Origin of the sequence: Mucilaginibacter celer (assembly GCF_003576455.2) — a bacterium.
GTDB classification, from domain to species: Bacteria; Bacteroidota; Bacteroidia; order Sphingobacteriales; family Sphingobacteriaceae; genus Mucilaginibacter; species Mucilaginibacter celer.
Genome location: NZ_CP032869.1, coordinates 4,610,424 through 4,623,400 on the forward strand (window position 1 = coordinate 4,610,424; position 12,977 = coordinate 4,623,400).

The window sequence follows — 12,977 nt, forward strand, 5'->3', positions numbered from 1 at the left end:
AGTGGGGAATTTTTATCCCACTAAATCAACAATTACACGCCACAATTTGCAATATGCGGTTAAACATTCAATCTGATAGTTAAAATATTTTACCTCTCAATTAGTATTCACACCCAAAAGGAGTAAGGCATAGTTGTTGCAAAATACCTTGCAAAAACCCTGATAATTAAAATTGACATGAAAAAATTTATTACACGCCTATTGATAGCCGCTACCGTAACTACAAGCCTTTATAGCTGTAAAAAATTAAATGATGTAGTACCTAACCCTTCAAAGGGAAATAACACCAATACGGAGTCGGGTTCAGGTTCAGGTTCAGGTTCGGGCACCGCATCGGCACCAGTAAAACTTGATATTGCCATACAAGAGGTAAATACCAAAGTAAGCAACGATACCCTTTATTTAAATTATACCGAAAAAGTAAACCTGCTGTTAAATCCTGATGATTATCAAAACTCATCGGCAATACATTTTAAAGAAGATTTCTCTAAATCAAGCCTCGCAAACTTTAGTTTCACCACAGTTAACAAAGAAAATCAGTTGGCAACAAACTACCTGGACGACAACCTAAATAATGTGGCTATTAAATCAGCGTCTACGGTAACTATTGATGGTAAAAAATTCACCAGACTGGTATTTGAAAGACTGATTATATTTTCGAAAGCCTATAAACAAAACGGCCTTGCTGTTGAAGCGCAAACCAATATAATGAAGCAAACCAGCGAGGTGATTGGCTTTTCATCATACTACTATATCAATGGCAAAAACTCGGATACTACCAAAACAACGGCTACTATTCTTTACAAAAAATAATTAACACCTATTAACTGACAAAGCCGTCACTGTGAAAGCAGGAGGGCTTTATTGTTTAGCCTCACCCTAAATCCCTCTCCGGAAGATAGGGACTTTTCACGCCGGCTGTTTTTTCCAACTCAGCAATCTTCATCACCAAATCGGCCAGGCGGCTGCTGTAACCCATTTCATTATCGTACCAGCCAACCACTTTTACCAGTCCGCCAACAATAGAGGTAAGCTGGGCATCAAAAATGCAGCTGTGCGGGTTATCGAGGATGTCTGTTGATACGATCGGATCTTCGGTATATTCCAGCACATTTTTCATCGGGCCGGCGGCGGCTTGTTTAAAGGCTTCGTTAATTTCTATTATGGAGGGTTGTTTTTTGAGGCTACAGGTAAAATCAGTCAGTGAACCGTTTAGTACCGGTACGCGGATCCCGGCACCGCCAAGCCGGCCGTCTAAATGCGGAAAAATAGCGGTTATAGCCTTGGCCGCGCCTGTAGTGGTAGGGATGATGGATGCCGAGGCGGCTCGTGCCCGGCGCAGGTCTTTATGCGGTGCATCGTGCAGATTTTGATCCCCTGTCATAGAGTGTACGGTGGTGATATAGCCATCAATAATCCCCCAGTTTTCATCAAGTATTTTTACCATGGCAGCCACGTTATTAGTTGTACATGAGGCGTTCGACAGTATGGACGCCTGCAGATCGACTGTATCATCGTTAACAGCCAATACAACCGTAGGCACACTTTTATCTGAGGATGGGGCGGAGATGACTACCTGCTTAGCACCGGCGGTTAAGTGCATTCCGGCCCCGGCCCGGGAGGTGAATTTACCTGTCGATTCAATTACCAAATCGATGTTAAGGGTAGCCCAGGGCAGCTTAAGCGGATCGCGTTCGGCCAGTACCTGTATCTTTTTGCCGTTTATAATGAGGTTATTGTCATCAAAATCAACCGTACCCTTAAAGCCCCGGTGAACAGAATCATATTTTAATAAATGCGCAAGGGTTTGCGTATCGGTCAGATCATTAATGGCAACCACGCGGATCTCTGGCTGCGCTAAAATATTCCTTAAAAAAATACGGCCTATCCGGCCAAATCCGTTTATAGCTATGTTCATGATATGCTCAGAAAGCAACAAAGTTACTGAACATACAACTTATACGGGCTTATTTTAACGGAATACTACACAGTGCTTACACTATGCCCGGCATGAAAAAGCTATACAAACAGGTTGCGCAGCGCCAGGTTCTCCCGTTCTTTGGAGCGGATAAAAAAAGTGATCATCCAGTTAAAGAATACTGAAAGAAGCAGGATCAATACAATAAGTAATGAATTGCTAACCTCTGTTAACGTCAGTACCACAACAATAGATACGATATTGATACCGGCCAGTATCATGGTGGTTTGCAAATGCGTTAAACCAAGTTGTAGTATGCGGTGATGGATATGATTACGATCTGCCTCGAAGGGAGATTTGCCTTTTAAAATGCGGAGCGTGAATACCCTCAGCGTATCAAAAACCGGCCCTATCAATATAGCAATGGTTAACGCAGGAGCCGTAAAAGTAAAAGGTAATTTACCCGCCGAAACTTTGCTCAGCTCCATAAATTTAATAGCCATTACGGCCGATAACAGACCAATAAGCAATGCTCCTGTATCGCCCATAAATATTTTAGCAGGCGTAATATTATACCTTAAAAAGCCTGCAATAGCACCAACCATGGCCAGCGATATAGCTGCCAGCTCGTATTGCTCCATATAAATAAACAAGGCTGCAAAAGCGCTGTTAACAATAATACCGGTTGTTGCAGCCAGGCCATCAATACCATCAATCAGGTTAAATGCATTAATGATGAGCATAATGCCCAGCACAGACAATATTACGCTGGGAATATAGGGCAGGGTAGAAATATTAAAAATACCATACATGCTTGTAATGCGGATATTGCCCGGAATTACCAGAATAGCAGCAACAACAAACTGGATAAGGAATTTGGTACTTGAGTTTACGCCCGAAAGATCATCTTTTAAACCCATGGCAAACAATATAATGCAGGCCGTAAGCAGGAAACTCAGGGGTAATGACTTATCAATAATACTAAATAATAAGGCGGTAATGGTAAAGCTTACAAAAATAGCTACGCCGCCCAAACGCGGTATGCCATGATCATGCTGCTTGCGGAAATGGCCAACATCATCATATAAATGCCTGGCGCGGGCAACGTGTAATATAGAGGGGATACATAATAACGTGATTGCAGTTGAAAAAACAACAATAAGCACATTATAAACAAAATGATAAGAGCGTAAAAATTCAAGCATATGCTACAAGGTATTTCTATTAATCAGCTTTTTCATTCTACAACCTTTTGTACGGATATAGGAAACAAAGGTTAACCTATAATTAAAGAAATTGATAGATTTTTCTTAGCGGCTTTAAGGCAAGGGCTACTGCCGGAAACCTTACCCCGTTTTTCTCCATAGCTCTAAAATCAAATAACCAGGCTTTAACACGGTTTGCTAAGCTTTTATTACTTACCCCCCCAATTTGCATTTTAACCATTACTTTATTTAAATAAAAGCTTTCGACTTTATGTTTATGCATAAATCTTACCATCAGCTCGTAATCGCCGGCCGAACCATATTCAAGCTGATAAAAACCCAGTTTTTTAAACAAATGCCGCCTGCAGTAAAAAGTGGGGTGCGGGGGCATAAAACCCCAATTAAAGGAAGTTTTTCCACACTGCCTGCTGTGCCACTTACGGATAATTTTGCCTTCCGGATTTACAAAATGCAGGTTTCCATACACAATTTCGGTATCCTGAAGGGTAAATGCCTGCACTACCGACAATAGAACATCATCAGTATTAAAAAAGTCGTCGGCATTAAGGGTACCAATAATTTCGCCGGTGGCCAGGGCAATGCCTTTATTCATGGCATCATATATGCCTTTATCCGGTTCGGATACCAAAACGTGAATGTGCGGGCGATACTGGTTAATTATTTGCAGGGTGTTGTCGGTTGAGCCGCCATCGATAATAATATACTCCACATCGGGATAATTTTGCCCGATAACCGATTCGATACATCTTTTAATGGTATCCTGGGCATTATAAACTATAGTGATGAGCGAGATTTTCAACCTTACAACTTTGGGTAAAATACACGGTATTTATAGCCGCAAATTATGTAATTTTGAGCTTACAGCCTAATTATATTAAATATTACCAGAACTTTAAAGTTAAATATGCGAAATTATATATCTATCTATTTGATTATCTGTACATTTTTAATATTATCATCCTGCGGCCATAAGCAATACCAGTATCTTTTTGAGCAAAAAATATCTACTACAGATACTGTTGCCAAACGCAGTGATGCAGTAACAGGCAGTTATCGCATTAAACCGCAGGATATTTTGCAAATAAAAAACCTGCAAAACATAAAATATATTGTTGATGAATCGCCCAATCCGGGCCAAAACAACGGAGGCGGAGGCGCGTCAAACACGCCGGGGCAAACCTTCCAGGTTGAAGATGATGGTACTGTTGCCCTCCCGGTTATCGGCCATATTAAGGTTGCAGGCCTCACCCGGCCCGAGGCAGCAAAACAAATTGAAGATCTTTATCGTAAAAATCTTTTAAAAGACCCTATAATTGAGGTAAAAATAGTTAACCTGAAAGTAACCTTGCTTGGCGAGGTAAAAAGCCAGGGAAATTATCCCTTAACTAAAGACCGCACTACTTTGGTAGAAATGATAGGCCAGGCAGGGGGGCTTACAGAAAAAGCCAATGAAGCAAATGTAAAAATAATAAGGGGCGATCAGCTTAATCCTGATGTAACCGAAATTAACCTCAGGGATCTCCAGTCAATAAACGACCCGCGCGCCATCCTTCAAAACGGAGATGTTATTTATATTGCACAAAACAAACGCGCTATACGTAACGAAAAACTGCAAAACCTATCCATTATTTCGCAACCTGTATTGCTGTTGCTTAATACAGCATTAATTATTTTAACGCTCTCGCATCGGTAAATGGAAGAATTAGAGAAAGTACAGAGAAAGCTGCCCAACCAGGAAATTGATTATTTTAAAATCGGTAAAATACTGGTTAGCCGCTGGTATTGGATAGCGGCATCGGTAATTATAGCTTCGGCTATATCCTATACCTATTTATGGTACACGCCAAAAATATATGCCACATCGGGCACCTTAAAAATTGAAGAAAAAAAATCAGAAATATCTGATCTGATTACGGTGATGACCACCCCCGAGCGTGGGCAATCAAAAATACAAAGCATTACCTCTGTATTAACCAGCCGCAGTTTGGTGTTAACAGCCATTAAGGATATTGATTACCGCACAAGCTTTTACATATCGGGCAGAGTACGTACAACCGAAAGCTACCCGCAAAAACCACTGGATATTAGCCTGGTGAAATTTGATAGTCTTAATTTTTACCATAGTCTTATTACTTTTAAACCCATTAACCAGCAAACTTATAATCTGAGTTATCAACTTAATGGTAAGGATATACAAAACAACCATAATTACGGCAGCCTGGTGGTGATAGGCAATACCAGCTTCAGGATAAAATATCCCGGCGTTATTCCTTCAAAAACCATATACCTTTTCAGGTTTAACATTCCTGAAGATTTTATAGGCCGGGTGCAAAGCGGGCTGTACGCCGGCGAAACGGCAAAAAACTCGAACATTATTTCGATACAGGAAACCGACTCGAACCCGCAGTTTGCCGCCGATATGTTAAACGCCATTATGAACGAGTATCTGGCCTTCGATCGTAATCAAAAAGCACAATCGGCTTCGCAAATGATTGATTTTATTGACAGCCAGCTGGCTTACCTTTCAACTGAGGTAAAAGGCTCGGAAAGTTCGATTGCAAGCTATAAGAAAAAAACAAAGATTCTTGATGTGGCATCGGCTTCAAGCACTTCGGCCACCAAAGCCGCCGAAATTGAATCGAACAAAACGCTGTTAAAAATACAGCTCATTGCACTTAACCAGCTTATTGAGCAAATCAGCAAGGAAAAAGCCAACGTGACGCTCAATTTTAACGTAGGCGGAACCAACCTGCCATCTATCGAAGCGCTTGTAACCCGTTTAGACAACCTGATAGCCGAGCGGGCCGGGCTGCTATCTACCTATAATGCCGATTCGCAGCCCATTCAAAACATCAACCAAAGTATTTTACAAATTAAAAACACCGCCCTCAATAATATCAGGCAAATTAAATCGGGCATTGAAAAAAACATTCAATATCTTGATAGCCAGCTGGGCGCGGTTAATTCCACCATTGCGGCCCTCCCCGCGGCCCAGCGCGATATGGTAAGCCTGCAGCGCGATTTTGAAATTAACGATAAGGTTTACTCCTTCCTGTCCGAAAAAAAGCTCGAAGCGCAGATCAGCCGTGCCGGCATCCTGCCGGGAGCAACCATTATTGAGCTTGCACAGCCTAACTTTACCCCCGTTTCGCCCAACGATCAAAGCATTCACCGCACCGCCATTATTTTAGGTTTGGCCATAGGTTTGGGGATGATTGTATTGATCAGGGTGTTAAATCCTTACATCTATGATAAGGAAACTATCGAAAGCCTCACCTCCATACCGATAATCGGGGTGATCAGGAAGTTTCCCGACAGTGTTGATGAAAACAGCAAGCAGGCCCTCGCGGTTAGCAAGCCCAAATCCATTTTTGCCGAATCAGTACGTTCGGTGCGTACCAACCTCAGCTTCCTTGCATCAGAAAAAGCCAACAAGGTGATCTGCATTACATCGGAAGTAGCCGGCGAAGGAAAATCGTTTGTGGCCGTGAACCTGTCAAGCACGCTTGCACTTATTGATAAAAAGGTGATACTGATAGCTGCCGATTTAAGGCGGTCGCGTTTGCATAAAGCTTTCCAGGTGCCTAACGATGTTGGCTTAACGAGTTATCTGGCACACCAGGCCGAGGTAGATGATATTATCCTTCACTCAGACACGCAGCACAATCTTGATTTTATTGTTTCGGGCCCGGTGCCGCCCAACCCTTCCGAGTTATTGCACAGCAACAGGATGCACACCCTGGTTGAACAACTGAAAAAAAGGTACGATGTAATCATGATCGATACAGCCCCTATCGGCCTGGTATCTGATGCTATCCCGCTTATCAGGATGAGCGATATCAATGTGTTTGTGATCCGCTCGGGCAAATCAAAATTTTATGCAGCCACGGTACCGCAGCGCATAGCGCAGGAATACCAGCTGGACAACACGGTGATTGTTTTAAATGCCTTTGAAGAAGACCTGCTGCACTCAAGGTATTACACCACCAAGTTTACCGGCGAGTACACCGGCTCGCGCTATTACTATTATTCGGATTACAGCGGCTACGAAGGCTCGGGCTATTACCTTGATGATGAAAAGAAAAAATGGTGGAACCCCAAACGCTGGTTTTAAATTAACCGGCCGATAAACACTGTTTCAGAAATTGCGTATGGCAGTAAACAAATGGTACCCGGTTTACACCAACCCAAGGGCCGAAAAAAAAGCATACGAAGCATTGTTAACTAAAGGCATCAACGCTTATTTACCCCTCCATCGCCAACTTAAGCAATGGAGCGATCGTAAAAAGTGGGTTGAGGAGCCATTCATAAAATCGTACCTGTTTGTGAACATTGCCGAGCACGAACAGGCCGAGGTATTGATGACCAAAGGCATTGCACGCTTTCTTTATTTTTCGGGCAAGCCTGCCGTTATGCCGGATAAACAGATCAGCGAGCTTAAATTGCTGATGGCAAGCCCCTACGAACTGGAGATAACAGAAGAGGATTTACAACCGGGCGAAAAGATCATCATCAAGGCAGGGGCATTGAAAGGGATGACGGGCGAAGTGGTATCGCGCAGATCGCAAAAACAACTGATCCTGCGCCTTGAAACTATCGGTTATTCCATTATTGTGCATGTTGCAGCCTCGCTTATTGAGCGCTTTTAAAAACAGAAAATTGTTTGGGTCTGTAGATTATATTTTATTATTTGCGACCATATTAGATAGATACTTGCGTTTGTGACCCCCGCAGCATAAACTTTTAATAACTAATAAGTTACAAAAACACACTGTGACTTACGGGGCGAAGCTATGAAAACCAACCAACCATGTGCCGCATAGCCGGAATTGTTTCCGGCAGGGTACCCTCCGGCGAAATCCGGATTAAAGTAAAATCGATGTGCGGGGCGCAGCAACACGGCGGCCCGGACGATGAGGGAGTTTTTTATGATGAAACAGCAGGGCTGGCTTTCGGTCACCGGCGTTTATCCATCATTGATCTGAGCCGCAACGGGCATCAACCCATGGTGGATGCCGGCCAAAAAGCATGGATCAGTTTCAATGGCGAAATTTATAACTACCCCGAACTGAAAGCCGAACTTATAAAACTTGGTGCACAATTTAAATCAGGCACTGATACGGAGGTTATTTTGCAGGCTTACCTTTATTGGGGCACCGCAGCTTTTTCAAAATTCAGGGGCATGTTTGCCTTTGCCCTGTATGATGTTGCAAAAGCAGTAACCTACCTGGTGCGGGATACGGCGGGTATAAAGCCTTTGTATTACTCCACAACAAACCAAACGCTAAGTTTTGCATCGGAGGTACGGGCATTTAAAGCGGCTGGCTTGGGTGATGAAAACGACCAGGACTGGCAGATCAGGTTATTAGCATTTGGCCATATCCCCGAACCATATACCACGCTGAAAAATGTTTTCAGCTTACCTAAAGGGCATTTTTTACTATGGGAACATGCAAGTGCCCGGTATACCATCAGCAGCTATCAAACTGCAGATACAGTAACGCAGATAACTGATATTACTGAAGCCCGGCAACTCATTGCCGGTACGCTTAAAGCAGGCGTAAAAAGGCAGCTGATTGCTGATGCTCCTATCGGTGTATTTTTAAGCGGAGGTATCGATTCAAGTTTGATCACGCTGCTGGCTAATCAATATAAAAAAGAGCAGCTTAAAACCATCTCGATATTTTTTGATGAAAAAAGCTATGATGAGCGGGGCTATCAGCAAATCATCAACAATAAAATAAGCGGGCAAAACTTTTCGCACCTGGTAACACAAAGCGATTTTGAAGTTTTTTTTCCGCAGATCATTGCCGCCATGGATCTGCCCACTACAGACGGTATAAACAGTTGGTTTATCAGCAAATACGCTCATGACGACGGCTTAAAAGCGGTACTATCAGGTATTGGGGCCGACGAACTTTTTGGTGGGTACCCATCATTTAACCGCATAAAGTACCTGGGCTATTTACGCAAGCTGCCGTCAAAAGTATTTTCGGCGTTCAGCAGTTTTGCGCCCGATCATTATAAAAAACTGAGTTTTCTAAGTGTAGATCATCCTGTGGCGGACTACCTTGCATTAAGAGGCTTGTTTTCGCGGGGCGATATTGCAGCTATTTTGGATACTGATACCCGGCATATCAACGATGTGTTGTTTGCCTCGCCGGGCACCGGAGCACCACGTAGCTACAACGAGGAACAAGCGTCCTGGTTTGAAACCAACCTGTACATGCAAAACCAGCTGCTTCGCGATACCGATGTGATGAGCATGAACCACGGCCTTGAAGCGCGCGTGCCTTTTTTGGATGAGGATTTTACCAACGCGGCTCATCGTATTGCACCGGCAATCAGGTTTAATGCCGGGCAACCTAAAAAACTGTTGATAGATAGCTTCAGCAGCCTCATCCCGCCCGAGATCTGGAACCGACCGAAAATGGGATTTACATTCCCGCTGCAAAAATGGATGCGCGAGCATGAGCAGATTAGCAATGTAAACATGTACAAGGGTAAAAAAGCCCAAAACATTATACAGCAATTTAAAACCAATACCCTGCACTGGTCTAAGGCGTTTGCCTTGTACCAGGTACAAAATCATGGCTAAAAAAGTAACCCTGTTTACTTTGCAAACCTTTGGTGCTACAGGCGGCATTCAAAAAATGACCCGCACGCTTGGGCATTCGCTGTACCGGGTGGCTTTGAAAAATAAATGGCGCTTTGAACTATGGTCGGCTTATGATAAGCAAACCGATTTGATGCAGCAATATCTACCTCCGGCCTGTTTTAAAGGCTTTGGTATTAACCGGGTGAGCTTTGTTTTAAAAACCATTTTTAACCCCGTAATACTGGATGTAGCTATTTTAAGCCATGTTAACCTGGCTATCCTTGGCCACATATTAAAATTCATTAATCCGCACTGCCAAATTTGGCTGGTGGCCCACGGTATTGAGGTTTGGCGACCTCTTTCTTTTTTTAAGCGGGCATTGCTCAATAACTGCGATAAGGTGATTTGCGTGAGCAATTTTACCATGCAGCAAATGGTGAGCAGGCATGGCATCAGCGAGAAAAAATGCGTTGTGCTTAACAATGCCATCGATCCTTTTATGCAGTTGCCGCATGCCTTTGCCAAACCCGAAAAACTATTACGGCGCTACGGTTTGAACCACGACGATGTTATTATTTTTTCATTAACCCGCCTGGCCTGTACCGAGCAATATAAAGGTTACGACCAGGTGATCAGAACTTTAAATCATTTAAAAACAAAGTTCCCTCAAATAAAATACGTACTCTCGGGCAAATATGATCAGCAGGAACAAATCCGCATCCAGAAGCTGATTGATGAATATGGCGTTAAAGATCAGATCATCCTTACCGGCTTTATTGACGAGCAGGAACTGGCCGAGCATTTTTTACTGGCCGATTTGTTTGTTTTACCAAGTAAAAAAGAGGGTTTTGGTATAGTATTTATTGAAGCGATGGCCTGCGGGCTGCCGGTTATTTGCGGGAACGTTGACGGCAGTGTGGATGCCATACGCAACGGCGAGCTGGGCGAAGCTATTGATCCCGACGATCTGGATCAGCTTAGCGAAGCCATATCAAGGCATCTTCAAAACCCTTTAACAGCCGATAAACGCAAAACGCTGCAGAACCAATGCGTAACCTACTTTAACGAACACGATTACATGACCAAACTGGAACGGCTGATTAATGAGTAATGTAACGCCCGAAAAGTGGGATTTTGAAATAAACGCCAAAAACAGCCTGCTCGATCTGAAGCTGAAAGAACTGTGGCATTACCGCGACTTGCTGATACTATTGGTGCGCCGGGATTTTGTTTCGTTTTATAAGCAAACCATTTTAGGGCCGATATGGTTTTTTGTGCAGCCGATAGTAACCATAGCGTTTTATACCATTGTGTTTGGCGGTTTGGCCGGGATCCCGGTAGATGGTTTGCCCAAAGCGTTATTTTACCTGGCAGGCACCATTGTTTGGAATTATTTTTCTGATTGCCTTATTAAAACGTCAACTGTATTTAAAGATAATGCCGCCATGCTGGGTAAGGTTTACTTCCCGCGGTTAATTATGCCGGTTAGCATCGTACTGTCAAATCTGGTGCGTTTTGCAGTACAACTGTTGCTTTTTGTTGCGTTATACATGGTATTTTTAGCAAAGGGCGAGCAGATAGCGCCTAATTATTTCGCGTTGCTGCTACCGGTGCTTATCCTGATGATAGCTTCGTTGGGATTGGGATTAGGGATGATCATATCAGCCGTAACCACCAAGTACCGTGATATCGCTTTTTTGGTAACCTTCGGTGTGCCGCTTTTAATGTATGCCACTACGGTAATCTATCCTTTATCAGTAGTACAAACCCAACATGCAAAATACGCCTGGATCATCGAGGCTAATCCTATTACAGCTGTAATTGAAATTTTCAGGTACGGCTTTTTAGGCAAGGGTAGTTTTAGTTGGGAACTTTTAGGCTATAGCGCGCTAACCACAGCTATTATTTTGATAATAGGCACAGTGGTATTTAATAAAGTTGAAAAGGCTTTTGTTGATACGGTATAAATGAGCACGGTTATCAAAGTCGAAAATCTATCAAAAGCCTATCAACTGGGTGATTTTGGCACCGGCACCATCTCGCGCGACCTGGAACGATTCTGGGCCAGGCTCCGTGGTAAAGAAGACCCGTTTTTAAAAATAGGCGAGATCAATGACCGTAGCACCAAAGGTACCAGCGATGTGGTATGGAGCCTTAACGACATCAACTTTGAGATTGACCAGGGCGATGCGGTTGGCATTATCGGCCGTAACGGTGCGGGCAAAAGTACCTTACTTAAAATTTTAAGCAGGGTTACCTCCCCTACCACCGGTTCGGTAAAAATGCGGGGGCGGATAGCCAGTTTGTTGGAAGTGGGCACCGGATTCCACCCCGAGTTAACCGGGCGCGAAAATATCTACCTGAACGGTGCTATTCTGGGCATGCGCAAAGCCGAAATTAAACGAAAATTTGATGAGATAGTTGATTTTTCGGGTGTTGAGCGTTATATCGATACACCGGTGAAGCGTTATTCATCGGGCATGTATGTGCGGCTGGCCTTCGCGGTGGCGGCGCACCTGGAAAGTGAAATTTTAATTATCGACGAGGTATTGGCCGTAGGCGATGCCGAATTTCAGAAAAAATGCCTCGGCAAAATGGGCCAGGTAAGCAAAGGCGAAGGGCGTACCGTTTTATTTGTCAGCCACAACATGGCCGCAGTGAAAACGCTTTGCAATAAAGGGATAGTGCTGGCCAACGGGCAACTCATTTATCAAAACAAACAACTGGAAGCCGTCAGCTTTTATCAAACCAACAACAATACAAAATCAAGCTTTCAGCATCATGGCGATTTGGATTCGGCACCGGGAAATGAAAATATCCGGGTATTGAAATTTGTGATCCAATCCCTTGAGGGTGAAAGCATTTCGATATCAACCGGATTGAGCTTTGAGATGACCTTTTTTAATAAAAAGGCAGGTATCAACCTCGATGCTACTTTCGAGTTAAAAAACAGCGATGAGATCCCGGTATTTCATAACGGCACGCTCATCTCCACCAATAACGATTCAAAAACCGGTTTCTATACCGTAAAAGGAATCATCCCGCCCAATTTATTAAATGCGGGAAATTACGCGTTCAAGCTTATATTTGGTGAAAACCAGCGCTATTTGTTGTTTGGTACAGATGATTTTATCGGGTTCGAGGTTGAAAACGAAAGCGAAGGTAGCAACAGCTTTTTAGCACCGGGGGTAATCCACCCCAAAATAAACTTTACCGTTAATTACCAGGCTTAATA

Annotated in this window: 11 protein-coding genes; 8 read left to right on the forward strand and 3 right to left on the reverse strand. The window is 43.4% G+C overall.

Features of this window, described 5'->3' with window-relative positions; all coding sequences use genetic code 11:
• The first annotated feature begins 177 nt into the window (after window positions 1-177).
• Window positions 178-813 carry a hypothetical protein gene (locus tag HYN43_RS18775; protein WP_119410801.1) on the forward strand — a complete coding sequence of 212 codons (636 nt, stop codon included), beginning with the start codon at window positions 178-180 and terminating at the stop codon, window positions 811-813.
• Window positions 814-874: 61 nt separating this feature from the next.
• Here the strand turns inward: HYN43_RS18775 and gap are convergent, their stop codons facing one another.
• The 3 genes from gap to HYN43_RS18790 all read right to left on the reverse strand — a co-directional run bounded on the left by gap (window position 875) and on the right by HYN43_RS18790 (window position 3,943).
• Window positions 875-1,918, reverse strand: a complete 1,044-nt coding sequence (gap, locus tag HYN43_RS18780; protein WP_119410802.1) for a type I glyceraldehyde-3-phosphate dehydrogenase — start codon at window positions 1,916-1,918, stop codon at window positions 875-877.
• A gap of 101 nt (window positions 1,919-2,019) precedes the next feature.
• A complete protein-coding gene (locus HYN43_RS18785; RefSeq protein ID WP_119410803.1) occupies window positions 2,020-3,123 on the reverse strand; it encodes an MraY family glycosyltransferase in 1,104 nt (367 codons plus the stop codon).
• Window positions 3,124-3,205: 82 nt separating this feature from the next.
• Entirely contained in the window at window positions 3,206-3,943 is a 738-nt protein-coding gene (locus HYN43_RS18790; RefSeq protein ID WP_119410804.1) for a glycosyltransferase family 2 protein, read from the reverse strand.
• Between the two features lie 105 nt (window positions 3,944-4,048).
• On the opposite strand from HYN43_RS18790, the gene HYN43_RS18795 reads away from it, so the two are divergent.
• The 7 genes from HYN43_RS18795 to HYN43_RS18825 all read left to right on the forward strand — a co-directional run bounded on the left by HYN43_RS18795 (window position 4,049) and on the right by HYN43_RS18825 (window position 12,975).
• Window positions 4,049-4,837 carry a polysaccharide biosynthesis/export family protein gene (locus HYN43_RS18795; RefSeq protein WP_119410805.1) on the forward strand — a complete coding sequence of 263 codons (789 nt, stop codon included), beginning with the start codon at window positions 4,049-4,051 and terminating at the stop codon, window positions 4,835-4,837.
• On the forward strand, window positions 4,838-7,258 hold the full coding sequence (locus tag HYN43_RS18800) for a GumC family protein (protein ID WP_119410806.1): 2,421 nt from the start codon (window positions 4,838-4,840) through the stop codon (window positions 7,256-7,258).
• A 37-nt stretch (window positions 7,259-7,295) separates the two neighbouring features.
• Window positions 7,296-7,793 (forward strand): UpxY family transcription antiterminator, encoded by a 498-nt coding sequence (locus HYN43_RS18805; RefSeq protein ID WP_119410807.1) that lies wholly within the window; start codon window positions 7,296-7,298, stop codon window positions 7,791-7,793.
• Window positions 7,794-7,954: 161 nt separating this feature from the next.
• Window positions 7,955-9,742 carry an asparagine synthase (glutamine-hydrolyzing) gene (asnB, locus tag HYN43_RS18810; protein ID WP_119410808.1) on the forward strand — a complete coding sequence of 596 codons (1,788 nt, stop codon included), beginning with the start codon at window positions 7,955-7,957 and terminating at the stop codon, window positions 9,740-9,742.
• The gene (locus tag HYN43_RS18815) at window positions 9,735-10,853 is read left to right on the forward strand and encodes a glycosyltransferase family 4 protein (protein ID WP_119410809.1); all 1,119 of its coding nucleotides are present in this window, start codon (window positions 9,735-9,737) and stop codon (window positions 10,851-10,853) included. Before asnB ends, HYN43_RS18815 begins: the two co-directional genes overlap by 8 nt.
• Window positions 10,846-11,709, forward strand: coding sequence for an ABC transporter permease (locus HYN43_RS18820; RefSeq protein ID WP_119410810.1), 864 nt, complete (start codon window positions 10,846-10,848; stop codon window positions 11,707-11,709). The genes HYN43_RS18815 and HYN43_RS18820 overlap by 8 nt, the downstream gene beginning before the upstream one ends.
• Window positions 11,710-12,975 carry an ABC transporter ATP-binding protein gene (locus HYN43_RS18825; RefSeq protein ID WP_119410811.1) on the forward strand — a complete coding sequence of 422 codons (1,266 nt, stop codon included), beginning with the start codon at window positions 11,710-11,712 and terminating at the stop codon, window positions 12,973-12,975. It abuts the gene before it with no gap.
• Window positions 12,976-12,977 lie beyond the last annotated feature (2 nt).